A 23,698-nucleotide genomic window follows, 5' to 3' on the forward strand; every position below is an offset into this window, starting at 1 on the left:
AAATGAACACTGTCGTTGAACGTCTTTCAAGAAAGGTGAGCGATTCTGAATCTCAGCAGATTCGCGAGCAAACCCTCATTCTTGAAAGTCTTCGCGAAAAAACGGAAAGCCTTTCTTCGCAACAATGGGAAGAGGGCTTTTCTCGTTTAGCGCCTTATCGCCTGACATCTTCGGGCACTCTTAAAAAAGGCGATGTCGAGTCGTGGCAGCAAGCCAATCTCTATGCGGCTCAAAAAATTCAAGCGGAACAAGATCCGGCCTGGAACGATATTCTAAATCTGAATGCATTGTTACTAAAGGCCCCACAAGCAGAGATTCGCACGACATCGATTTATTTGGGTCCGCGCGAAGCCTGTCATCCGCATCTTTTGGCCGAAACGCTCGGGTATTTTTCCGAGCATATTCTGCCGTCGCAAAAACATGCAAACGCCTTGGTCGCCGCGGCCCTTTGCCAATACTGGTTGGTGAGCTTGCATCCTTTTATGGATGCTAACGGTCGCACCGCCGTGCTTCTTGCCGACTGGATTTTAGGTCGCAACGGTTATCTGCCCATGAGTTTTGCGACAAAGCTCGACGCCATTGTCGCGACTTTAGAAGACGACCGGGCTTCAGCAACGGCGGCGAACGCGATCTTGAAATTGCTTAAGAACGTGCAACGCAGTTATCGCTTGATTCTGGGCGAAGAAATCTAAGCACTATTTCTGATTTGGAAACCAGACTTTCAAATACGTATCTACAAAAGGCAGACTCGCTTCAATCGAAAGAATATTGGCAGAACCCAAAGTCTCGCGGGTAATAACCAAAGGATCAGAGACAAATCCGCTTTCGCTGGCGCCGGGCGTGAAAGCGCGATTGAGCTCATCAGCGACCTGCCATCCTTGTGCGTGAAGAGGTTCCGCGATCGAGGCGACTTGTTGCGAGACACCAGACCTGATGCGGCTTAGCGCTTTGGGTGAGCCGTCTCCGGCGGAGATGTTCACGATATCTTTACGGCCGATGGACTTTAACGGAAAGTTCATATGATCAAAATAGATGTCGTTGACCGCCAGACTATGTGTCCATTTCTTTCCATATTTTGCGTTCAAGGCTTGGACTGTCGCAGGAATTTTCTCGTGAGCTTCAGAAACAGCAATGTCGAGCACATCCAAAACGGTCGCGTTTTTGATTTTCTCTACCGCTTGCCTCATCGTTTCGGATTTTGTTCTTGCGATGCTAAACTGCGTGTCCGTAAAAATGATAACGCCGCGCCTTTTTGCGCCAAAATAGGAAACCAGCGCCGCTGCATTTTCAGCAACCGTCACGGGGTTCGTAGTGACGTTCGTAAAAAGATACTTTGATTTACCCGGCTTGTCGCCCGAATGCCAGCCGACGATTTTGATTCCGGCTTCTTGCGCCTCCTTGATGGAGTATTCAAAATTCTCGCTATCGAAGCCGCCAAGAACAATGCCGTGAACTTTATTGTTGATGGCATCTTGCAGATGTTTTTCAATCACCCTTTTGCTGCCCATGCCGTCTTTGATTTGCACTTTCCATTTTAAATGGCGGGCGGCCGATTGAAATCCTTCGCCTACGGTGGAGGCCCCTTCATTGCGCAGATCTGAGGCAATATAATCTACTTGTTTTTGCAAAACTCCGACGGGACCTTGGTGAGGTCCGTTCCATCGCGGCTTCGTAACTTCACTTAAAGGTCTGCGGTCGGCGAAAGCGAAAGGCGCTAAGAAAAGAATTAGGAGAGAATATCTTAGCCAGTGGTTTTTACGCAAAAAAGGACTCCTCAATGTTTATGATCACATTAAATTCTCTCTCGGGAAAGATGAGAATTTCAATAGCACCTTGTCGATATTCAATATGTGAATCGGCGAGCATTTTTCTGACACATCGACACCTTATTCAGGGTCGTCATATTTGTTTTGTGCCATAGAAAATTCCTGCAATGTCTTGACTGTAGCAGAAGGAAATTTTTTTAACAACCTGACCTCAAGAGTTTTGCGTTGCAATCAATTCTCGATTTAGTGTGTTTTTACTGAAGGAGTTTTTTATGAATCTCATTCGATCTTCCATTTTGACGGCCTCTCTTTTTCTTTCCTCTTTTTGCTGGGCCGCCTGGCAGACGGCAGAACAAATCACAAACACTCAATCGCTGGGAAGTTCCTGGGCGCAAAGTGTGACGGTGACCACGGAAGCTGTCCTGGTTGTCGGTTTTGTGACGGTTGAAAATGGATGGACAGTTCGCCGTTCGCTGGATGCGGGAAGAACATGGGAAACTGTCGGGCGTTTGCCTGAAGGTTATAAAAATGCGCGGGCTCTTTCTATTGTGTCTGATAATAATGACACTATTTACGTCTATGGTGTCGTTGGGGAAGCTCCCGGCCACCAAAATCCCTTCACGATCATTCGCCGCAGTGAAGACAATGGAACAACGTGGACGACGGTTTTGGAGCAAGACGGTGCCACGGCCGTCGACGAGAGATTTAAAAGAGTCGCTGTCGATTGGAATGGTATCGTCTATGCTATTGTCGACAACCACCAAGTACTTCGTTCCAGCGACGAGGGGGCGACATGGCGAACAGTGGACACCTTCCCGGGATTTGCTTACTCCGTTGTCGCAGGGAAATTTATTGGCGGCGTTGTCGTGGTTGGAGCCTCGGCAGCGACCTTACCGCAAATTCCCGAATGGCGCGTGCGCTATGCGGTCAATGGAGTCGATGATTGGCGGACGGTGGATTCCTTCAGATCAGACACGGGCGGGGAAGGGATTGCCATTCCCTACAGTGCGTGTTTTTCCGTGAAGGGGAAGATCGCTGTCGTTGGGACTGTGCTGACGCCGGCGAATGTCAGTCGGTGGCAAGTGCGTTTGGCTAACGTCGCGTCGCCCGATCAATGGAAGACGATTGACTCGTTTGTGCCGACGAACGGAGCCGACTCTTTTGGCAGCCAGCGCGCCAATGATTGCGCCTTCAATCTGCAAGAAGAAGTTTTTGTCACAGGTCGCTCGCTGGAAAATCAAAATGGAGCTTTAGTGCCTTTTTATCTTACACGCAAAGCTTCACTGGAAAGTAAAAACACAACCTTTAAAAATTCCGACAAAATCGCGAACAATGCTTTAAGCGGCGGATTGCAGGTCGGTGGTTGGGGTGTTGCTGTGAACGGTTGCGGCGATGTTTTTACCGCTGGCGAAGTCCGGGATCTTGCCCAGCCGACGCTCTCTGATTGGCTTGTGCGGGTTTTATACGCTCAGGAACCTTGCGGGAAAAATAAACCTACTGGGAACTAAAGATTTGCGGCCCGACAGAAGCGGGGACGCGCACGTCCTCGTTTCGAGCGCAGTTTGAATAGAAGAAACAAACTGCCAAATATAAAACGGAGCAAAAAAGAAAACCGCGAATTTTATTTTTAGACATCCATGACTCTCCCGAACGCATTTGGGATCTTAATTTATTTTTGCAAAGATCGGGAAGTTTCACTCTTAAAAAGAGCTTAAAGACTCACCTTGAGTCGAGGAAAAAGCCGGGGAATTAAGGACCAGAAAACAAAACAAGTGAAGACTGTTCGCTTTTGAAACAGGGAACTCTGACTAAGAGCCGTTCTGCCAGGGCCTTGCCATAAAGCGAAAACTTCAGTGTAGGCACAAGACTCTCAGACAGTTATTTCAACTCTACCTTGGCATTTTTAATCTGGGTAAGGTAGTTGCGCAAATCATTTTCCACACTTTGACGGGCGAGGGCTTTCGCTTTGCCTGCGGCCCATTGGCCATTTTTCACGATCTTCATAATCGTTTCATCAACTTCAATCGGATGACCGGCGCGAGTTAGGATAGCGCGGGTGTCGAGCACCGCTTTCGTGTAACGCTTAAGTTCGGCGACTTCCACGTCGTTAAGTTTCGCAAGATCAAGGGTCCAATCCATGCCGAGCACGCCCAGCTTCACTTTGTTTTTAAGGCTTTTATCGACGTTACTCATCTTCGCAACAATGGTGGCCAAAATAAAGTTGTGACGAGCCTGCAAGAGCTGCACAAGTTTCTCTTCAAAATTAAGAAGCTCATATGAGGAGTGCGACAATTCACTGACGGTGATTTTGCCGGCATCTAGCGCCGTTTTTTCGGCCAGAGCTTTCTCGATCAGTGACAGCATCGAGATGTGTTCAAGGCCTTTGGCATCCACGCGGTTTTTCTGTTTGTCATTTACTTCATGCATGGTGGTCGCTAAAGCCAAAAAGTTTTTCTCTTTATTATCCGACGTTGTGGGAGAGATAAAATCATTCGTGGGCGCATACTCGTGAATCTCACGGATGAATTCCCGTGCGGCTGAAACGGCGAGTTCTTCACGGCGCACATCATTGTCGAGACCTTGCATCGACCACAATTGAAATTCAAAAGCCCAATAGTATTTCACGCCCAAGGCCAATTTCTTTGGTATCTCGGTGGCTTCGCTCATTTGCTCTAAAAATTCTTTGCGAAGAATCGCGGCATTCCCTTGGCGAAGAGCATCGTAGAGTTCCGCCGTTTTTGAGTCGAGCGATTCGGACTTTTTATCAAGCTCGGTGGTTTTTTCTTCCATGCGTTTCGTGGTTTCGCTCATCTCGACAGTGGCTTTGTGCATATCATCGAGATTCTTTTTCATCTCACAGGCCGACACAAGACCGCCAGCACAAGCCAACAACACAAGGGATTTCAAACGAGAGTCCCGAAGCATAGAATCCTCCAAAAATTATTTGGAAAAAGACTCAGCAGAAAGAATGCCAGAAAAATGGAGTATGAACTCTATCAAGGGAGATATAGTGAGAGATATTCGATTCGCGGGTGTCGCGTTTCTAGACAGTCGGGAAAAACTTCCAAAAGCCGAATAGGCCTAAGCGGTGGCTTTTCGGGATTTCTTTCGCTGAAAGCCCGTCAACCATTCGGTGCCAAAATAAATGAAAGCGACCAGAGGAAAGAGGAAGCCCACCCACGAGGTTAAAACCCATCCTCCCTTAGCATAAGCCCAAGCTCCTGAGAAAGATCCCAAGGCTCCGCCGACGAAAATCGTCGCGACATAAAGTCCATTCAGACGGCTTCGATACTTCGCGCGTAAAGAGAAAATAGCTCTTTGACCAAGAACCAAATTGGCTGTGATACCCGCATCAAGCAGAATCGCCGCAAATACCAGAATAGCCAAAGAAAGCAAAGAACCCGGCGCAAAAAGATGTGTGATTAAAAAGGAAAGGGACGCCGAGATCATCGCAACAGCCGTCGCAGATCTGCTAAATCCTTTATCCGCTAATCTGCCTGCGAACGGAGCCGAGATCGCCCCCGCCACACCTGCAAGAGCGAAAAAGGCGATCGCCGTCTGACTTAATTGAAAATCAGGTCCCGCCAAATAAAGCGGAGCTGTCGTCCAAAACAAGCTAAATGCGCCAAACATGCACGCTTGATAAATCGCTCTTCTTCTTAAGACCGGCGTACGCACAAAGAGATGACCCATTGACGCCAACAAGCGCGGGTAAGGTGTATTGAGCGGAGCGGGCTCTCGCGCCGGAAGCATTTTGTAAAGAGCAATGGCCAAAATCACAAGAAGCAAACCCGACAAATAAAAAATCGCGTGCCACGAAAACAAATCCGCAAGAATGCTGGCAGCAGGACGTGACAACATAATTCCAAGCATAAGACCGCTCATCAGATTGCCGACAACGCGACCACGAATATTTTCCGGAGTCAGGTGTGCACTGTAAGGGACAATGATTTGCACACACGAAGCGCCAAGTCCCGTGACCAGCGCCGCTAAAAAATACGGAATGATGTCACTCACAAAGCCGAGTCCGACGACGCCGACAAAGGCGACGCCAATCATTGTAAGAATCAGTTTACGATTTTCAAAAAGGTCCCCGAGCGGAACAAGAAGCAAGACACCAAGTCCGTAACCCACTTGAGTCAACGTGACGATCAAACCCGAAGACGAGGCACTAAGGCCGATACTCTCACGAATCAAAGCGATCAAGGGCTGAGCATAATAAAGATTCGAGGCCAGAACCGCGACGGCAAAGCCAAGAAGAAAAACAAGATTTTTAGAGAGAACCGGCGCAGAAGAAGAAGGAGACTGTTCGTTCATAGAAACTCACAAACCGAGAAAGAAGGTTGTCTAAGAAGAACTTAAACCTTTCCTTCTGTCTCGGCAAGAGGAGAACTGCCTGCGAATTTAGTTCATATTTACGAGTGCCTGGTCGATCGCGCGCGCCAATTCCAAATTCTTTTTATTGGCCATCCAGCCTGAATTCATCGCACGCTCCTTCATTAAAGCGTCTTTGGCTTCGGGATCTTGCAGATAACTGAGGGCGCGCGTTGCAGCGTCTTTCATCTCTTGATCATCTGATTTCAACAACTTGAGAATATCGGGTATCGCGGGCGCCCCGGCTTTGCCCAGCGCTTGACTGCACCAGTCGCGAACGGAAGGCGTTTTATCATGCACACAAGCCGCTGCGGTTTGCAGTGCGACTTTTTCGTCACTCCATGTGGTTTCGGCAAAAGCGCGGGCTGCGACTTCTTTGGACGTCACTTGCGGAGTCAGTATTTCTTTTTGCAAAGCAATCAGGCCAGTTGAGCCCAGACAAGAAAGGGCTTTGACAGCGGGGTCTTCCGCTTCGCCGGTTTTAATCGCTTGCAGCACATTTGTGATTTGTTCCTCGCTAAGTTCGCGCGCTTTTTTCGGAAGCGAACAAATCATGCGCACGGCAAGGTCACGATGTTCATCATTGGCGGAAAGATTTTCGCTTACGAACTTGGTGACAAGGTCTTCGCGCTGAAGTTCAGACACAAGAAGCTCGGAAGCCAAAGCGCTGGTCTTAGGCGTATCCAGTAAAGTCGTAAGGCGTTTGCTGACCCAGGCCTTTTCGTCTTCACCAAGCTTCAGCATCACTAACGAGGATGCCTCAATCACAGGCAAAGGCTCGGCCGCGCTGATGCGTTTCACTAAAAGATAACCAATTTGTTTTACGTTGCTGACACCGAATTTCATCATTTGCTGAATCGCTTCTGCGCGAACAACGGCATGGGGGTGTTTCAGCATAATGTCAGCAAGCTTAGGCAAGCCGACGATCGATTTAATTTCCGCGCATCCCACGGCTTTGATAGCCCAGAAGACCGTGTCAGCGTCTCCTTGCGCCGTCAGTGTTCTTTGAATCAGTTTGTTCTTGTCGTTGCACGACGTGCCTGTCTGAACTGCCGCTTGCAATTCCAGAGCGGTCGGGTGCACAGCAGGAATGGATTCTTCGTTAGGACGCTCGGATTTCGCGGTCGCAGTGGCTTCGTTATTTTCTGACGCCGCATCTTGGGAAAAGACAAAATCAGGTCGGCTTTCGCGATATGCCGTCGCCACCGTACGTCCGACAAAAATCGCTGTGATAGGCACAATCAAGAAAATCGGCCAGCTTAGAACAAACGCTGAAACCCGGCTGAAGGCCACGCGTGAACACCATACAAGAATAGGGCCCATGACTCCGCGGATGGCAAAGAACAAACAGAGCAATGCAAAAAAAGGAATGACCGCCGCCTGCCAAATCACCGGAGCCCAATCTAGCTTACCGACACCATAGACAGTATAAGCAATGCCGATCGCGATCCCTGCTTGGAGAAACCACCACCAAGGATTCGTGCGCAGAGTGGCGGGAAGGGAGTGAGCGATCCAAATGCCCGCCTTGGTCAGCGTGCGGAAGTTCATATAAAGACAAACAAATGCGCCGGTGCCGATCATCCATAAATAATAGTCATGGACGAAGGGAAGAAAGTGAATAACGGTTCCATCCAACACCATGGCCGTTATAATAAGACAGAAAAATAGAAACCAAGGAAGCATCAAATAGCGAAGGGCATTGAATTTCATCTAGACTCCTCCCAAGGGATAAAAACCCCCTGAGGTTAGCACAAGACAAACTCATGCAAAGAAATTTGCACACTCACGCTGGACCAAAGAAAAGAAGAAAGTGAAAAAAGCGGTTATTCTTTAGCGGGCCCGCTCGGCGAGAATGCGCCCGCACTGGTCTAATAGAGTGGCGCGAATTCGGTCCCGGTGTTGAATAAATTCCGGCAGCTTTGTGGTCTGCACGATTTTATAAAGACTGATGGTGCGTGCAAGATCAATAAGTCGTTGTTTCTGGGGGCCGCGGGAAAGCGGAAACTTCGGAATCGTGATATTTTCCTGCGTCGCTGTTTGAACCGCCGTCACCCAGTCGATTTCAGTTTGGGTGAGATAAATTGTCGGGAAAAAAGAAACCGGCTCTTGTGAAGAGCTTTCCGCGGCTTTGATTTGTGTGTTAAGCCAGCGCAACTCTGCTTCTATTTTTTGAAATTCGCTGTCGTACTTTTTGCCGAAAAGTTTAAAGACCGTTTTTTTCCAAGCCGCGCAGAAGTCGTCAAAAGTTATATCTTGCGCTTTTTCAAACTGCGGAGGATTCGTAATATAGTGCAAAGTCTTCGTCAAAACATCCGTCCCGATGACGGCGCTATTGGACTTCATATTTAAACGCATCAAATGGTGCGCCCAACTGGCGATGTTAAGAACGGATCCATTGTTAACAAGCGCGGAACGAAAATCCAAATGGAAATTTTCAAAAACCGCCATGTGCATGGGGCGGTCTAAGTAGCGATCGAACGCACTTTTTTTGCGCTCATTTTTCGGAAGCATAAAAAAGTCATTCAAGCGTTCAGAGAATTTTTCAAACGTTTCATGCCACAAGCTTTCGCGTTGGCAGGTTTTGTAAAGCTGAAAGGCTTTTGTCGGCGTGGGCTCGGCCTCATCCAAAAGGGCGTTGATTTTTTCTTCCAATAAACGCGGAAACGAACTCCAAAGCTCTCTGATCATAGAGTTCAGTTTAACAGGTCCTTAAACAGAATTCTGATTTTCAGTTTTTGTCGAACTCTTCGACAGTTTCTATGCGGGCTCGATTTTACCAGTGAAGAGCGCGTGGATTTTCTCCCATTTCTCACAGGACGGAGCTTCGATTTTTAAAACTTCGCCGGTCCACGGGTGTTGCATCTCCACAGAAGTCGCTTTCAGGCAAAGACCCTTGATATCTAAATGATCACGAAAAAAACGGTTGTGATGAGAGTCGCCGTGCTCGATATCCCCAAGCAACGGGTGGGCGATACGATCAAAGTGACGTCGAATCTGATGCCAGCGGCCCGTAACAGGATGGACTTCCACCAAAGAGTAGCGCGAGGTCGGATACTTTTTCCCGACTGCGAAAGGAAGCTCAAGAGTCTGCAAAGTTTTATACTCCGTCTTCGCTGCAACGGGTTCCATTTCGCCTTCCACTTCCAGAGGAATGTCGATGGAGCCCGTGTTATCGGTAAACCCGCGCACCACAGCCTGATATGTTTTGTGCATCTGTCTTTCCATAAACAGGCGGCTCAGTTCACGTGTGGCGTTTCGTGATTTCGCCCAAAGCAAAACCCCGCTTGTCGGGGCGTCCAAGCGATGCACGGGGAACACATCCTGTTTCATCATTTTTTTTAGAAGATAAAGACAGATCTTTTCCTTCGGCACGGGATAGGGAGAAAGCTCTGGAGGGTGCACAAAGAAACCCGCGGGCTTGTCGATGGCAAAGAAATGTTCGTCTTCAAAAAGGATGTTCATGGACGGCATCTTAGGAAGAGCCGCGCTCGCGGTCAAGGCGGGCGAGGGTGGCGGGTTTACCTTTTTTCATGGCTGTCACGGCCTTCGCCGTTTGTGCGCTCTTCAGAGGGAGTTATATTCGAGAAGAGGAGGCATGGACTTTGTAAATACGGGGGCATCTGCATGTTTTCGTTTTTGAGGAGTGTCCCATGTTTAAGAAAATCTTAGCCGCTTCAGCCCTTGTGTTCTCGGTATCTACGGTGGCTCATGCCAACGAAGTGGTTGTGACTTGCCGCGGGTCAGTTCTTGCCGACATGTCCACGAGCGAAAACTACACGATCTCTATTACGGATTTTGGCGACGTTCTTGTTGAGGGCCAGTACAAAAATTCTCGCGGTCTTTTGATGCGTATCAACGTTGCGGAAGAAGTCGTAAAAAATGACGGCGAAGGCCTCGTTCTTATGACGGCAAAAAAACGTTTGGGTATGACTTATTCTAAGCAGGCTATCGAAGTGGACTACCGCACGGGCAAAGGGGAAGTGCGCGATTACCAAATGCTCAACAGCGCTCTTAAGGCAAAAGTCGTCTATCTTTCCCACTGTCAGCGTTAGTTTTATCGTGTGCGGGAACATGGTTTCCAATAGGTCCATGGTGTTTCGCATACGAAATGCCGTGCCGTTGACTGACAGCGTGCGCCGAATAAAAAATCTTTGTTTTGCAAATTCCCCGACCTAAGTAAGAATGGGGGCATGTCAAATAGGATTCTATTTTCCGTTTTGTGTGTGTTCCTTCTTTCCTCCAACTCCTCTCCAGCAGCGACTTTGCAGGAAGCTTATCAATCAGCTTTGCAAAAAAATGAGATTGTCGGTTTGCAGAATTCTCAGGTTACGCAGATCCGCGAGCAGGTGAAACAAGTGCGCGGCGGTTTGTATCCTCAGATCAACGCCAATGCGACATACTTGATTCAACCGCAGCCGTCCGATCCGATTGCGCGGCAATTCTTTCCAGACAGGCAGACGACCATCGCGCTGACAGCTAATCAGGTTTTATTCCGTGGCTTGCGAGAGTTTGCGGGTGTTCGCCAAGCGAAAGATCTTGAGCAATCGGCAGAGGAAAAACGCAACCAAGCCTTGGTCCTTCTTTATCAGGATGTCACAACGGCTTATCTGAATGTTCTGACTCTGGAGCAGGATCTTAAAAACGTGGAAGTGCAGATCAAAATTTACGACGAGCGCGTGAAAGAGCTGCGCGGTCGCGTCCGTCGCGGAGAATCCAATTCGACAGAAATTCTGACAGCTCAATCCAGTGAAGCCGCTTTGAAAGCGGAAGAACAAGTCCTGCGCGGAAATCTGAAAATGGCGCGCGAGACTTTCGGTTTTGTCACGGGTCTTCCCACGAATGAACCGTTGGTTGATCCTGATCTAGCTTCCAAGAAAAACCTGGCTCCCTTAGAAAGTTACTTAAAGTCCGCGGAAAACCGCTACGATATCAAATCCGCGGTGAAACTTTTTGAGGCCATGGAAGAAGAAGTGAAAATCGCCAAAGGCGCACACTGGCCTTCTTTGGATCTTACGGGAAATTATTATTTCAAACGACCTGAAGGGTTTAGTGAAGATTTAAATTGGGATTTGCAGTTCCGTTTGGTTTTGCCGCTATTTGAAGGTGGTTCGACTCAAGCAAAGGTGCGGGAAGCCGCCGCTAAAAGAATGGAAGCCGATTTGACTTTGGCGCGTTTGCGTCGTCAGGCCGAGCAAGAGATCCGCGCTTATCATGAAAACTATCAAGCGCGGATCAGTCAGGTCGAAGCTTTACAAAAAGCGGAAAGCCTTTCCGAGAAAAACTATCAAGTCTTGCAACGTGATTATCGTCGCGGACTGGCACGCAATATCGACGTGCAAATCGCTTTAACGGATTTCCGTATTGCCAGCCGCGCTTTGGATCAAGCGCGCTATGCTGCGCAACTCGATCTTGTCCGTCTGCAAATTGCATCTGCGGAAATCATCGCTCCGCAAGTGAAGGAAGATTAAAATGGTATTGTCAGATTTATCAATCCGCAGACCCGTGTTTGCGTGGATGTTGATGTTTGGTTTGATCGTCTTCGGTGCGATCAGCTTTATGCGTATGGGGGTGAGTGAACTTCCTGACGTGGATTTCCCGGTGATCTCACTGTCTGTGCGTTACGAAGGGGCGGCCCCTGAAGTCATGGAAGCGGACGTGATCGACCCGATCGAAGATGCCTTGATCAGTATTCAAGGTGTTAAGAATATCACTTCCGTCGCCCGCAACAGTACGGCGGATATCACAGTTGAATTCGACCTTGAACGAAATATCGACGTGGCCTTCCAGGACGTACAGGCGAAAATCTCGCAAATCCAAGGTGCCTTGCCACAGGATATGGATACGCCAACGGTGATGAAGATCAACCCGGAAGATTTCCCGATCATGTGGTTGTCGCTTTCAAGTTCCAAAATGCCTTTGGAAGAGATGATGGTTTTCGTGAAAGACGAAATCCGCGACCGTCTAACAACAGTTCCCGGCGTGGGAAATCTTTGGATGCCTGGTTATCTCGAGCCGAATCTGCGCGTATGGGTACGCAATGAAGATCTCCATAAATATGCGCTTTCCGCGGCGGACGTGACAAACACGTTGCGTGCGGAGCATGCGGAACCTCCGGCGGGTCGTTCTGAATTTGAAAAGACAGAGTACAGCCTGCGTACGCTCGGTGAAGCTAAAACAATTCCGCAGTTCAATAAAATTCTTATTAACACGCGCGGTGGCGGGCCGAACTACAGTCCTATCACTTTAGATAAAGTCGCGGATATTAAAGAGGGCATGGTCGACGTTGTGCAGTTTGCCCGCGCTAACGGCAAAGCGGCCGTCGGTTTGGGTGTTGTGAAACAGCGTGGCTCCAACGCGGTTTCTGTCGCGCACGCGGTGAAAGACCGTATTGCTGAAATTCAAAAAACGCTGCCCGAGGGAATGCAGATCGTCGTGAACTACGACGGAACCAAGTTCGTTGAAGAATCCGTTCACGAATTGGTTTTAACTTTGATCTTGGCCGCTATCTTGACATCTTTAGTGTGCTGGCTCTTCCTGGGGTCCTGGTCGTCAACGTTCAACGTTTTGTTGGCGATTCCGACTTCGGTTTTGGGAAGTTTCATCATTCTATACTTTGCCGGATTCACGCTGAATATCTTTACATTGATGGGTCTTTCTTTGGCGATTGGTATCGTTGTCGATGACGCCATCATGGTTCTGGAAAACATCATTCGTCATCTTGAGATGGGAAAAAGTAAAAAAGACGCCGCTTTGGTCGGCGCTCGCGAAATCACGTTCGCAGCAATGGCCGCGTCCGTGTCGCTTGTCGCGATCTTCTTACCCATCGCCTTTATGGAAGGATTGATCGGTCGTTTCTTATTCCAGTTCGGTGTCACGATGAGTGCGGCGGTGATGATTTCCTTGTTGGAAGCCCTGACTCTGACTCCGATGCGTGCGTCTCAGTTCGTAGAATCAGGCGAAAGAAAAACGCGTTTGGGCCGGGCGTTTGAGCACGGTTTTGAAAGAATGCGCCACTTCTATGAAAAAACCTTGGCGGTGTCCTTGCGCCATCGTTGGAAAGTAATTGGCGCCTCCTTCGTCTTCTTCCTTTTGAGTTTTAGTTCCGTCGCGTTTTTGCGCGGGGAGTTTCAGCCGGCGCAAGATCAAAGTTCGTTGATGATTCAAATCAGCAACCCGCCGAAGTCGGCGATTTCGTTCACCGATGAGAAAGTAAAAATCATCGAAGACTTCTTGTTGAAGCGCTCGGAAGTCGCATCGACCTTCGTTGCGGCCGGCGGTTTCACGGGCGGCGAGGCGAATAATGCCATCGTCTTTGTCGACATGAAACCAAAAGGTCAGCGCGGTAAAGATGCGCAAAAAGGTAAAGAACTCAGTCAGCAAGAATTCATTGAAGTTGTTCGTGAGTATTTGAATAAAGCGATTCCTGATTCCAAGCCTCAGGTGCAAGACCCGTCCACTCAAGGTTTCGGCGGCGGAGGAGGAAAAGGTTTTCCGGTGGAGTTCAGTATTCAAGGACCCGACTGGAACGAACTTGGAAAATTCTCTGAGCAGATCGTTGACGAGCTAAAAAAACAAAAAGTGATGACGGATGTCAGTTCGGATTACCAAGCGGGAGCTCCGGAAGTGCAGATCATCCCGAACCGTCAAAAAGCTTCGGATCGTGGTGTCAGCGTTATCGCCGTTGGTGAAGTCGTGAATGCAATGATGGGCGGAGTCGTTGTCGGCAGCTACGAAAAGGGCGGGCACCGCTACGACATTCGCGTGAAGATGAGTGAAAATGGCCGTGGCCCGCAAGAGCGTATCAAAGAACTTAAAGTGCGTAACAATCGCGGGGAGCTTGTGCCGATTGCCGAGGTCGTCGATATTAAGCAGGCGAATGTGGCTTCGACGATCTCTAGGAAAAATCGTCAAAGATCCATCGTGATCTATGGAAACGTCGGCGAGGGACTGAGTCAGCAGCAATCCGTGGAAAAAGCGCAAGAAGTGGCGCGCAAAATCTTACCGGAAGGCTATAAGGTTGAAATCTCAGGTTCCGCACAGGAATTTCAGCAAAGCTTCATCAGTTTGATCTTCGCTTTGGTTCTTGGATTTATCGTGGCCTATATGATTTTGGCTTCTCAGTTTAATAGCTTTATCGATCCAATCACGGTCTTTATGGCGTTGCCATTTAGCTTCTCGGGGGCTTTTCTCGCGCTCTTGATTGGCAATCAGTCACTGAATATTTTCAGTATGATTGGTTTGATTCTTTTGATGGGTATCGTAAAGAAGAACTCGATCTTGCTTGTGGATTTTACAAATCAAAGACGGGATTTGGAGCACGTGCACGTGAACAAAGCCTTGCTTGAAGCCTGCCCAACACGTCTTCGTCCGATTCTAATGACGTCGTTTGCAACTATTGCGGGAGCCGTCCCGGCGGCTCTGAGCTTGGGTCCGGGCGCGGAGGCCCGTCAGCCGATGGCCATTGCGGTGATCGGGGGCGTGTTTGTATCTACGTTCTTGACGTTGTATGTGGTGCCTTGTGTTTACAGCTTGTTCGCGTTCTTTGATCGTCGCGAAAAAAGTCTGGGGAAAGCACCAACAGAAACAGTGAAAGCCTAAGGGCTTTCGCTGTTATCTTAGCGAAGTTCTACTTTTCCAGATTCACTAAAGGGGATTGTCATAAAAGAAAGTTTGGCGTCCCCTTCGATGCGATAACCGATTTCCCCTGCCATCAGCGCGTTTCCTAAATGACTTAAGAGGCTGTCATACTTAAGTGGCAGCGGAATCTCGATATTGGCATCTTTTTTTGCGGGAACGTGAATGGGTTTTTCCGTTTTCGCTTCTGTCAATTCTTTGTCGGCGACGAAAATCTTGTAAGCGATTTCTTTGACGTTAATATCCTGGTTGTTGGGATTTTTCACGTTCACAACAAAAACCAAAGTAGTGCCGATGAAAGATGTATCTTTGGCAAAAACGCTTTGTAACTCCACTTCGGGCTTTTCCAAAAAGCGACTGGCGAAATGCGAACAAGAGGTTAAAAGAAAACATACAAGACCGAAGGATAAAACTTTTTTCATATCATAACGGTAACATAAGTTTTGTAATCTTGCATTTTTTTATAGCTCGATGAAACTCCACCACAAAAGAAATATCATGCTGATTCCCGCGTCGACTAAATAGATCTTCCAGATGACTCGGCGTAAGACGTAAATAATATCGACAGCAGAAAGCACCAAAAGATTTCCGATCGCCAGATACTGAAGTTCCCAGGAGATAAGGGCGCCGCGATAAGCTGCGAGCAGAAGAATGACGGCCGTGACGGTGATTAGAATGCCGACAGTCTTAACCAGCCAATGATCTGTTTTGGGGCCGGTGACTTTTTCAAAAGAGCGCATATGGACAAGAGGCCAAACTCCCGTCAGCAAATAGTACATTCCTTGTGTCAAAAGTAAGGCCTTGAGTAACAAGTGAGTCTCCTATTTATTTAAATGTCCTTAAAAATTAAATCCTTGGGTATGAGAGAGTCTGGATACTGTAAAGAATCAGAAGGAACTTTATTGATAAGAACCTGTGTTCGCATGATTCTGCCTTCATTCGATAAATCGGGGAGGCCTCCTATGGAAATTTATGAAGCGCTAAGAAAAGATCACGACACGATCAAGCAACTATTTCGCGACCTTTTAAGTCTGCGCGACGACGATACGAAAAATCGCAAAGCTTTGATCGAACAAATCCGCGACGAACTCATTCCTCATGCGCGCGCCGAAGAGACCGTTTTTTATAATTCTCTGCGAGAGCTGAAGCTGACGAAGGAACTTGCCGTTGACGGCTACCGGGAGCATATCGAGGCCGAAGCTTTGTTGCGTTTGATGCAGCTTCAAGACAAAGCCAACATGGATTGGAAGGCCACAGCAGCGAAACTGCAGCAAGCTCTTGAACATCATATTCAAGAGGAAGAAACGCGCTTCTTTGAAGCCGCCCGCAGCAACTTCACACGCGAAGAGGCAGAAATGTTTGCCGCCGCCTTTGAAAAACTTAAACCTAAAATTCGTGAACAAAGTATCATGGGAACAACGCTGGATATGGTTGCGAATATGATGCCACCGCGCTTTTCGGGGATCTTCAGAAACGGAAGCCCGCCTATTTAGATTTTTCGAGCAGCTCGTCCTGCGAAGCCAAGGTGATATTTTTAACCTTGGCTTTTGTTCTTTTGTGCAACTCCTCCGCGACGTAGCGGCGGTGGCAGTCATCTGCATTCGCTTCAAAACATAAAAGAGCCACTCGGTTTTTCGGTGTTCGCAGCATTTCCGCTATACTCTCCAGATCGTCGTCTTGTTTAGGCAGGATCTGTCTTTGATAATTTTTAAACATGTGTTCGCGCGTGATCTTGTGTTCTTTGGCTTCTTTGCGCCAGGCCGAAGGAACACCCAGACCGGGGAAATGACCGTAACCGATTTTATTTTTCTCTAGCGCTTCGGCGAGTTTTCTTTTCGAGAATCCTTTTTTGCGGCTGACGGGATTTTTGCGTACATCCACGACGACTTTGATTTTGTTCTTTTTCAGTCCGTCAATAAACTCTTCGAGAGTGCTGGCTTCGTATCCAATGGTGAATAATGTCATACCCGTATTTTAGAGGGAAAACGTCGTTCCGGGAGCAGGTTTGTTAAAATAACAAACCTACTTTACGATTTTGATCTGAAACTTTTGACCTTTGATGCGACCGTCGCGGAGTTTATCAAACGCCACTTTTGCCACATCCGCGGCGATCGCGACATAAGAGATCTTGTCATGGATTTCGATTTTCCCGACCTGTTCGGCGCTCAGTCCGCCGGAAGCCCCCGTGAGGGCTCCCAAGATGTCGCCGGGACGGAGTTTGTCTTTTCTGCCGCCGGAAATCGAGATGGTTTGCATCACGGCACCACGGAAGTTTTTATTAAGTCCGGTTTGATTTTTAAATCCTAGATTCTGTTTTTTGAATTTGCTGCCGGCAGCTTTTTCGAGCTCTAACAACTCCAGCGTATCTTGCGCTTCCGCCAGCGTGACAGCGACACCCTGTTTGCCTGCACGGCCGGTACGGCCGATACGATGAACGTAAGTTTCAGGTTTTGTCGGAAGATCAAAGTTTACGACAAGCTCAAGGTTCTCGATATCCAAACCGCGAGCCGCGACATCTGTCGCGACAAGAATACGATGACTGCCGTTGCGGAAAAGAGCCAAGGCGCGATCTCTTTCTTTTTGCTCCAGGTCGCCATGCAAGACAGAGTGAAGCACTTTGTTTTGCGTGAACTTTTCTGACAGGGAAGCTACGTCATTTTTCGTATTACAAAAAATCACTGTCGATTCGGAAGGATGTTGTTGCAATACGCGCATCAAAGTGCCGACTTTGTCTTCGGGCTTTGTTTCATAGACCCATTGTTCGATCGAAGATGTCGGACTTTCTTCTTCCTCGATGGTTACGCGCAATGGATTTTTTTGATATTTGCGACTTAAAGACTCGATACCGTCGGGGAACGTGGCAGAGAACAAAACGGTCTGACGCTCTTTCGGTGCGGCATTGAGGATCGACTTCATTTCGGAATCAAATCCCAGCTCTAACATTTTATCCGCTTCATCGAGGACAAGAACGTCTAAGTTTGCAAGGTCCATGCGACCGCGCTGAATGTGTTCAAGAATACGGCCCGGAGTTCCAACAACCAAATGCACGCCGTTTTCAAGTGCTTCGGCCTGAGGGCGGCTGGGCTGGCCTCCCACAAGTGGTAGAACTTGCAGTCCCTCAAGGCGTCGGCCTAGTTTGCGAATATCATTCACCACCTGTGTTGTGAGCTCGCGAGTGGGGCAGATCACAATGGCTTGGACCGAGCGATTTTGAAGATCCAGTTTGTGCAAAATAGGAAGGGCGAAAGCGGCGGTTTTGCCACTGCCGGTGCGAGATTGGCCGATAAAGTCTTTTCCTGCGAGTAAGTGAGGAATGCTTTCAGCTTGGATCGGCGTCATTTGCTCAAATCCAAGCTCTTGGACGACAGCCAGAAGCTCTGCAGAGAGGGGGAGGTTTAAGAATGAATTCATGACTTCTTTTACCAGAAATTACTCCACTTTACAGCGCTTTCTGCTAAAATGGCCTTTATGCCTTTTTTACCCTTGAGTTTAGTAAAAATATCTCAATGCCGAAATCTAAAGGACCTGGCGCCACTGGATCAGCAGGATTCTTTGCTGCAAGCCTTGGATATTCTGCACAAGGGACGTCTCAAAGGCCATAAAGTCGAAAAAGTCGACGAGTGCATTCATCTTGAGCTGTATTTTCATGACGAAGAGGTTTTCCCGGAAGCGGTCGTGAAGTTGCAAGAAACGCAACCTCAGGGCCCTTTGCATTTTGAGTGTTCGGGATGCAAAAAGAAAGAAGGCCAGCTTTGCACGCATCAGTGGGCTTCATGCGTATTGTTGTGGTGGGCTTTTGCGCAAGATGCTTCCTTCTTGCGTCGGTTGGACCCGCAAATCGCGTATTTCTGTCGCGACTTCCAGGAGCTTTATTTCAATAACAAAGCTTCAGAAGACAAAGATGCGGAAGCGCTTTACCCGGCAGATCTAAAACTGGAAGCCATCTGTATCAGTCTTGATGAAATGCCGACAGTGGGAGGCCTGTACCTCCAGGAAATTCTTCCCGAGGCCGCCCGCGAATACCGCGCGTTGGAAGTCCCTTATGAGGAAGACCCGCGCAATTCTTTCCTGTGGGATATGCCGCAGGTTTTTCGCCGTCCTGTAAATATCGAGTCGGCGGTTTATTGGTCCGATCTTAAAAAACAAAATCAGATTTCCAGTCTGGTGCGCTACTGCTTTAGTGACGGTGTCTCTATTAGCAGCCGCGATATTCTTCGTCATGCGTATCGTAACGTGGTGCCTCGCGAGTTGTTACCGACCTCCGCGCGTAAAGCATTTGCGGAGCCGGGGTGGCCGCTTTTACAAAGAAGCGAGCAAGGTTTCCTGAGCCGGGACCTCAGCGAAATCGAAGAGGTGATGCAGCAGTTGCTTTCGCGTATTGCGAAAAGGACGCCGCGTTCATTGGTGCCTTTCTTTTTACAGTCAGAAGTCGCTCCTGAAAGGGCGATGTTAATTGAAGATATTTCTTTTGAGGGGACCGAAGAGTTCGTGTGGGACGTGGCCTTTACTGGAGAAAGCACTCTGCACACGCAGGCGCAGCTTAGACCCACTTCGCGCCATAAAAAATTCACTTTCTTCCAAAGCTTCGCGGTCGACGTTGAAAGCAAATCCGTTGTCGTCTTTCCGTGGGCGCGGGAAAAAGAGCTCAACAAAGAATTCTTTGTCCGGGCGCAAGCACAAAAAGCCCCGGAAGATTTTACGGATTTATCTTTGGACGGGCATGATGAGGCGCGCGCTCTTTTAAAGTTCTTAAGATCGCGTCCGTTACCGATTCGAATCAAAGGTGGATCGCATTATTTAGAAACCAGAGCAAGTCTTCTGGAGCTGAACTTTTCAGATCGAGGCGTTTTTTTTCCGGAAAGAGTTTATATTCTGCCGGAAGGTAAAACTTTACGTCAAAAAGGCTGGAGCATTCCGACCGTATTGGTTCTTCGCACTTTAAGCGAAGGATTGTCCTCTCTTTTCAATATGGACGTGAAAGCATTAATCTCAAAAGCGGGTAAAAAACGCGACTGGGATCTGCGCTTGTTGAAACATCTGGGAATTCTTCAATACGTCACGTTTGAAGCTCTCTCGCACCATTTCGAAGGGAAGTTAAGTGACGCCCGCGCCTGTGATCCGGCGATGATTATTCCGACGTTGCACGAACGCATACAAGCGTTGCTGGTCAGCGGAGAAGGTTCGGTTCTTGAGCGCAATCTGCCATTGACGGAGCTTTGTTCGCGTCAGGCTTTAAGCTGTTTTGAAAACTACGTCGCAAAAATTTTAAAAATGGCAGGGGAGCCCCACTCGGTCTTTTCTGCGGAAGGGGAATTAATTTTCTCGGGCGCGATTGAGCGTGAGTTCCGCATGATCTATGAAATTCTACAGCACTTGGCTTTGTCGACGCAAGGTGCGTGCTTTAAAAAAGCGCGCACGCCGCTGCTGTCTCGTATGTGGGAAGGAGATATCTCTAAAGACGTTCTTCTGCAAAGCGGGAATTTTTTCTTTCCTGGTAACGGCAAAGAGCCTTTGGCGATCAGTCAGGTCCTTGTGTTGCTGCAAAATCTTAAAGGTGTTGGCCTTCGTTTGTTATTGCACGGGCAAAGTCTGATTGAGCTCAGTGAAGACGAATTCAAAGTCGATTTTCAACTTGTCAGTAACGTAGAACAAGGGATGCTCAATTGGTTTGAGCTCAACCCGCGATTTTTCCTGCAGGGTCAGGAAGTTGACGGCGGCTCGTTAAAAAATCTGGGCGGCGGTGGTGTTCTTGAATACAACGGTCGTTTTTACCTTGTGCCGAAAACTCAAATCCCGTCGCTGCGCCGTTTGGAGCATTTCTGGCTGAAGCTGCAACAAGGCAAGGGACCTTCTTCCGCAAAGAAGAAATGGTCCGATAAGGTTTATCAGGTTCCTAAAAGTCAAACTTTGGAGCTGCTCGCTTTGCGCGCTTCCGGTTATGCGATTCGTGGCGATGAAGAGTGGAAAAAACTTTGCGAATTCTATGATTCTTTAGGAACGTCGAAAAAACTTTTAGATATTCCGCCAACGATTCACGGTCGACTAAAACACTACCAGCATGAAGGTGTGCAGTGGCTGTATGATTTGTATCAATTGAAAATGGGCGCCTTGCTTGCTGATGACATGGGTCTTGGAAAAACGTTGCAAGCTTTAAGTTTTCTGGAGTACTTGCGCACGAAAGAACAACTAGGACAGGTCCTAATCGTTGTGCCTTCGTCATTGGTTTACAACTGGGAAAGCGAGCTTGAAAAGTTCACGCCCGATTTGCCGCTCGAAATTTTCACGACGAAAGAAGTCGACCGAATCGGCAAAAAACTGGAGAGCAAACAACCCATGGTGGTTGTGACCACTTATGGCCTCCTGATGGAAAACGATCAGTTTTTAAGTCAGTACAAGTGGAACGTCATCATTTTTGACGAAGCTCAGAATTTAAAAAACATCACGACGAAAAGAACCAGCTCGGCACGAATGCTTTCAGCGCGCTTTAAGATTTGTATGACGGGAACACCGATGGAAAACCATTATGGAGAGTTTTATTCTTTGATGGATCTAGTGGTGCCCGGATGTCTGGGGCGTTACGAGGATTTCCGCCGTCATTATGTCAATACCGAGATCGTTCTGGTCGAAGACGTCCAGGATTTAAAACTGCGCACAAAACCTTTGTTATTGCGAAGAACGAAAAAAGAAATTCTAGATCAGTTGCCGGAAAAACAGGAAACCAAGGTCAGTATCGCGTTTGAAGAAAGACAAAAAAAGATCTATCGCGACATCGCCATGGCCTATAACGAGAAAATCAAAGAGACCATGCGTGATTCCAGTGAAGGCGAAGTGCAGATTCAAATGCTGACGGCTCTTTTGCGTTTACGTCAGGCGTGTTCTGATCCGGGAGCTTTGCCGGAAGTAAAATACGAAAAAACACCGCCAAAAATCGAAGCCTTGATGGACTCCTTGCAAGAGATCATCGAATCCGGCGAAAGTGCGTTGGTGTTTACGCAGTTTATTCAAACTCTGGAGCGTGCAGAAAATTTGCTGCGTGCCGCGGGCATTCCCGTATTCACATTGCATGGCGGAGTTCCGACGAAACAACGGCAAAAACTTTTGCGCGAATTCGACGAACAAGGCGGCGGGGCGGTCATGATTATGACGCTTAAAACGGGCGGTGTGGGGCTGAATTTGACGAAGGCCAGTTACGTCTTCCATTTGGAGCCGTGGTGGAATCCTTCGGTAGAAAATCAGGCAACGGATCGTGCGCATCGCTTGGGACAAAAGAAAGCCGTTCAGGTGTTCCGCTATATCATGCACGAATCTTTGGAAGAAAAGATGGAGCTGCTAAAACTTCGCAAGAGTCAAAAGTTCCAGTCCCTTTTCGCCAATGCTGAATCTATTAAAGACATCGACACCGGCAGCGGAGCTCTTAGCAAAGACGACTTTGATTTCTTGCTCGGCCTTAAATAAGACCGAAGCGGTTTTTTATGCGCTCGATGGCATCGGCGTGGCCGCGCACCTTTAAGGTGACACCTTTTTCGTCATAAGATTCAGCAAGAACCCGCATCTTACCGCGAATCTCACCGATGACTCCTTGGATGTCGTAAGGAATGAAGATGTCCTGGTCGATCATCGCCGTTTCAAAATAGCTGATCAGTTTTAAACGCAAAGACGAAACATCTTCTTTGTTTCGTGTCGATAAAAAGACCGCTTCGGGATATTGCGCCTGCAAAGAAGCCAGCTCCTCGGGTGCCAAACGATCCACTTTGTTGAGGATCAAAAGATTTTGCGTATCGCTGACGCCGACTTCCGATAACACGGATTTTGTGACTTCCAATTGTGAACGGAATGTCGGGTCGGAAGAATCCACCACATACAAAAGCAACGACGCATTCAAGGCTTCATCCAAAGTCGATTTGAAGGACGCAACGAGATCGTGTGGAAGTTTTTTAATAAAGCCGACCGTATCAGATATCAAAATTTTCGGACGGGACTCGGGATAAAGCAAACGCACGGTCGTGTCGAGCGTAGCGAATAGTTTATCGGCAACAAGAACTTCACTGCCGGTCAAGGCCCGCATCAAAGACGATTTACCCGCATTGGTATAACCCACAAGAGCCACTGTGATTTCTTGACCACGACGCGCGCGACGCGTGTCATGCTCTTGCGAAATGGACGCCAATTCTTCTTTCAGTTCTTTGATACGATCGCGGATTTTACGACGATCCAACTCGATGCTGCTTTCGCCGGCACCTTTTCCGCCGATGCCTCCACCCTGACGATCTTCACCGCCGCCGGTTTCACGTAAACGAGGAGCCACGTAAGTTAAACGTGCAATTTCGACCTGCAGTTTCGCGGCTCGAGTGCGAGCGTGACGGCTGAAAATTTCGATGATCACACCGGTGCGATCTAAGACGGTGACGCCTAAGGCACTTTCTAGATTGCGCAGTTGGGACGGGGAAAGGTCACAGTCGAAGATAACGACTTCCGCTTTTTCTTTGGGAGCGGAAAGGGATTCCGTCAGATCTTCCTCTTCAGCTTCTTCTAGAATCTCGTCTGCAAAGTCTTCTTCATCTTCTTCAGGCTGATTGCTTTTGAATTTAAGAGCAGCTTTGTGTTTTTTCTTTACGACGAGAGGGCCCACGACACCGCTGCCGCCGGTCCACTCCGCCACTTCTTTCAATTTGCCGTCACCAAGAACTGTGGCGGTTTTCTGTGAACTGCGGCGTTGCGATGTTTGCCCGATAACATTGTAACCCAAAGTTGTCACAAGTCGGGCAAGTTCCGCCAAAGAACCTTGTGTCTCTTCGTCAGAAATTTTGGGAAGTTGGATGCCTATCAGCAAGGCATTCAGAGGTTTGGAATTGTTAAAAGCATCCATGACTTGGGAATACTCTGAATCCTTCTAAAGATCAAAGGTTAGTTGTCTCTTGTCAGCA

At 48.3% G+C, this 23,698-nt stretch carries 18 protein-coding genes; 7 read left to right on the forward strand and 11 right to left on the reverse strand.

Going from position 1 to position 23,698, the window contains the following annotated elements:
- The first annotated feature begins 2 nt into the window (after positions 1–2).
- The gene (locus QJS83_RS13435) at positions 3–692 is read left to right on the forward strand and encodes a Fic family protein (RefSeq protein WP_284605450.1); all 690 of its coding nucleotides are present in this window, start codon (positions 3–5) and stop codon (positions 690–692) included.
- Positions 693–695: 3 nt separating this feature from the next.
- On the opposite strand, the gene QJS83_RS13440 is transcribed toward QJS83_RS13435, so the two are convergent.
- On the reverse strand, positions 696–1,763 hold the full coding sequence (locus QJS83_RS13440; protein ID WP_284605451.1) for a substrate-binding domain-containing protein: 1,068 nt from the start codon (positions 1,761–1,763) through the stop codon (positions 696–698).
- 275 nt (positions 1,764–2,038) lie between these two features.
- On the opposite strand from QJS83_RS13440, the gene QJS83_RS13445 reads away from it, so the two are divergent.
- On the forward strand, positions 2,039–3,274 hold the full coding sequence (locus QJS83_RS13445; RefSeq protein ID WP_284605452.1) for a WD40/YVTN/BNR-like repeat-containing protein: 1,236 nt from the start codon (positions 2,039–2,041) through the stop codon (positions 3,272–3,274).
- A gap of 370 nt (positions 3,275–3,644) precedes the next feature.
- Here QJS83_RS13445 and QJS83_RS13450 read toward each other — a convergent pair whose 3' ends face one another.
- From QJS83_RS13450 to QJS83_RS13470, 5 genes are all read right to left on the reverse strand, one after another.
- Positions 3,645–4,691: a hypothetical protein gene (locus tag QJS83_RS13450; RefSeq protein ID WP_284605453.1), complete on the reverse strand. Its 1,047-nt coding sequence runs from the start codon at positions 4,689–4,691 to the stop codon at positions 3,645–3,647.
- A gap of 156 nt (positions 4,692–4,847) precedes the next feature.
- Positions 4,848–6,083 carry an MFS transporter gene (locus tag QJS83_RS13455; protein WP_284605454.1) on the reverse strand — a complete coding sequence of 412 codons (1,236 nt, stop codon included), beginning with the start codon at positions 6,081–6,083 and terminating at the stop codon, positions 4,848–4,850.
- Between the two features lie 87 nt (positions 6,084–6,170).
- Positions 6,171–7,850 carry a HEAT repeat domain-containing protein gene (locus QJS83_RS13460; protein ID WP_284605455.1) on the reverse strand — a complete coding sequence of 560 codons (1,680 nt, stop codon included), beginning with the start codon at positions 7,848–7,850 and terminating at the stop codon, positions 6,171–6,173.
- 120 nt (positions 7,851–7,970) lie between these two features.
- Complete coding sequence (locus QJS83_RS13465; RefSeq protein ID WP_284605456.1) at positions 7,971–8,828, reverse strand: hypothetical protein; 858 nt, start codon at positions 8,826–8,828, stop codon at positions 7,971–7,973.
- Between the two features lie 69 nt (positions 8,829–8,897).
- Entirely contained in the window at positions 8,898–9,602 is a 705-nt protein-coding gene (locus tag QJS83_RS13470) for a pseudouridine synthase (RefSeq protein ID WP_284605457.1), read from the reverse strand.
- Between the two features lie 188 nt (positions 9,603–9,790).
- Between QJS83_RS13470 and QJS83_RS13475 the strand changes: the two genes are divergently transcribed.
- The 3 genes from QJS83_RS13475 to QJS83_RS13485 all read left to right on the forward strand — a co-directional run bounded on the left by QJS83_RS13475 (position 9,791) and on the right by QJS83_RS13485 (position 14,738).
- Positions 9,791–10,192 (forward strand): hypothetical protein, encoded by a 402-nt coding sequence (locus QJS83_RS13475; protein WP_284605458.1) that lies wholly within the window; start codon positions 9,791–9,793, stop codon positions 10,190–10,192.
- Positions 10,193–10,330: 138 nt separating this feature from the next.
- Positions 10,331–11,608, forward strand: coding sequence for a TolC family protein (locus tag QJS83_RS13480; RefSeq protein WP_284605460.1), 1,278 nt, complete (start codon positions 10,331–10,333; stop codon positions 11,606–11,608).
- Position 11,609: 1 nt separating this feature from the next.
- Positions 11,610–14,738 carry an efflux RND transporter permease subunit gene (locus QJS83_RS13485; RefSeq protein ID WP_284605461.1) on the forward strand — a complete coding sequence of 1,043 codons (3,129 nt, stop codon included), beginning with the start codon at positions 11,610–11,612 and terminating at the stop codon, positions 14,736–14,738.
- A 17-nt stretch (positions 14,739–14,755) separates the two neighbouring features.
- Here QJS83_RS13485 and QJS83_RS13490 read toward each other — a convergent pair whose 3' ends face one another.
- Positions 14,756–15,196, reverse strand: coding sequence for an LEA/WHy family protein (locus QJS83_RS13490; protein WP_284605462.1), 441 nt, complete (start codon positions 15,194–15,196; stop codon positions 14,756–14,758).
- Between the two features lie 39 nt (positions 15,197–15,235).
- A complete protein-coding gene (locus tag QJS83_RS13495; protein ID WP_284605463.1) occupies positions 15,236–15,586 on the reverse strand; it encodes a hypothetical protein in 351 nt (116 codons plus the stop codon).
- Between the two features lie 150 nt (positions 15,587–15,736).
- On the opposite strand from QJS83_RS13495, the gene QJS83_RS13500 reads away from it, so the two are divergent.
- Positions 15,737–16,267 carry a hemerythrin domain-containing protein gene (locus tag QJS83_RS13500; protein ID WP_284605464.1) on the forward strand — a complete coding sequence of 177 codons (531 nt, stop codon included), beginning with the start codon at positions 15,737–15,739 and terminating at the stop codon, positions 16,265–16,267.
- Here QJS83_RS13500 and QJS83_RS13505 read toward each other — a convergent pair.
- Positions 16,260–16,739, reverse strand: coding sequence for a DUF488 domain-containing protein (locus QJS83_RS13505; RefSeq protein WP_284605465.1), 480 nt, complete (start codon positions 16,737–16,739; stop codon positions 16,260–16,262). The genes QJS83_RS13500 and QJS83_RS13505 overlap by 8 nt on opposite strands.
- A 57-nt stretch (positions 16,740–16,796) precedes the next feature.
- A complete protein-coding gene (gene dbpA / locus QJS83_RS13510) occupies positions 16,797–18,185 on the reverse strand; it encodes an ATP-dependent RNA helicase DbpA (RefSeq protein ID WP_284605466.1) in 1,389 nt (462 codons plus the stop codon).
- 57 nt (positions 18,186–18,242) lie between these two features.
- Here dbpA and QJS83_RS13515 point away from each other — a divergent pair, with 57 nt between their 5' ends.
- Positions 18,243–22,229: a DEAD/DEAH box helicase gene (locus tag QJS83_RS13515; protein WP_284605468.1), complete on the forward strand. Its 3,987-nt coding sequence runs from the start codon at positions 18,243–18,245 to the stop codon at positions 22,227–22,229.
- On the opposite strand, the gene hflX is transcribed toward QJS83_RS13515, so the two are convergent.
- Entirely contained in the window at positions 22,222–23,640 is a 1,419-nt protein-coding gene (hflX, locus tag QJS83_RS13520; RefSeq protein WP_284605469.1) for a GTPase HflX, read from the reverse strand. The genes QJS83_RS13515 and hflX overlap by 8 nt on opposite strands.
- Positions 23,641–23,698: the final 58 nt, after the last annotated feature.

The organism is Bdellovibrio sp. 22V, assembly GCF_030169785.1.
Taxonomy (GTDB): Bacteria; Bdellovibrionota; Bdellovibrionia; order Bdellovibrionales; family Bdellovibrionaceae; genus Bdellovibrio.

Excerpts from the sequence above, each read along its gene's own strand:
- QJS83_RS13435 (WP_284605450.1), top strand. The coding sequence starts at position 3 with ATGAACACTGTCGTTGAACGTCTTTCAAGAAAGGTGAGCGATTCTGAA.
- QJS83_RS13445 (WP_284605452.1), top strand. The coding sequence starts at position 2,039 with ATGAATCTCATTCGATCTTCCATTTTGACGGCCTCTCTTTTTCTTTCC.
- QJS83_RS13450 (WP_284605453.1), bottom strand. The coding sequence starts at position 4,691 with ATGCTTCGGGACTCTCGTTTGAAATCCCTTGTGTTGTTGGCTTGTGCT.
- QJS83_RS13455 (WP_284605454.1), bottom strand. The coding sequence starts at position 6,083 with ATGAACGAACAGTCTCCTTCTTCTTCTGCGCCGGTTCTCTCTAAAAAT.
- QJS83_RS13460 (WP_284605455.1), bottom strand. The coding sequence starts at position 7,850 with ATGAAATTCAATGCCCTTCGCTATTTGATGCTTCCTTGGTTTCTATTT.
- QJS83_RS13465 (WP_284605456.1), bottom strand. The coding sequence starts at position 8,828 with ATGATCAGAGAGCTTTGGAGTTCGTTTCCGCGTTTATTGGAAGAAAAA.
- QJS83_RS13470 (WP_284605457.1), bottom strand. The coding sequence starts at position 9,602 with ATGAACATCCTTTTTGAAGACGAACATTTCTTTGCCATCGACAAGCCC.
- QJS83_RS13475 (WP_284605458.1), top strand. The coding sequence starts at position 9,791 with ATGTTTAAGAAAATCTTAGCCGCTTCAGCCCTTGTGTTCTCGGTATCT.
- QJS83_RS13480 (WP_284605460.1), top strand. The coding sequence starts at position 10,331 with ATGTCAAATAGGATTCTATTTTCCGTTTTGTGTGTGTTCCTTCTTTCC.
- QJS83_RS13485 (WP_284605461.1), top strand. The coding sequence starts at position 11,610 with ATGGTATTGTCAGATTTATCAATCCGCAGACCCGTGTTTGCGTGGATG.
- QJS83_RS13490 (WP_284605462.1), bottom strand. The coding sequence starts at position 15,196 with ATGAAAAAAGTTTTATCCTTCGGTCTTGTATGTTTTCTTTTAACCTCT.
- QJS83_RS13500 (WP_284605464.1), top strand. The coding sequence starts at position 15,737 with ATGGAAATTTATGAAGCGCTAAGAAAAGATCACGACACGATCAAGCAA.
- QJS83_RS13505 (WP_284605465.1), bottom strand. The coding sequence starts at position 16,739 with ATGACATTATTCACCATTGGATACGAAGCCAGCACTCTCGAAGAGTTT.
- dbpA (WP_284605466.1), bottom strand. The coding sequence starts at position 18,185 with ATGAATTCATTCTTAAACCTCCCCCTCTCTGCAGAGCTTCTGGCTGTC.
- QJS83_RS13515 (WP_284605468.1), top strand. The coding sequence starts at position 18,243 with ATGCCTTTTTTACCCTTGAGTTTAGTAAAAATATCTCAATGCCGAAAT.
- hflX (WP_284605469.1), bottom strand. The coding sequence starts at position 23,640 with ATGGATGCTTTTAACAATTCCAAACCTCTGAATGCCTTGCTGATAGGC.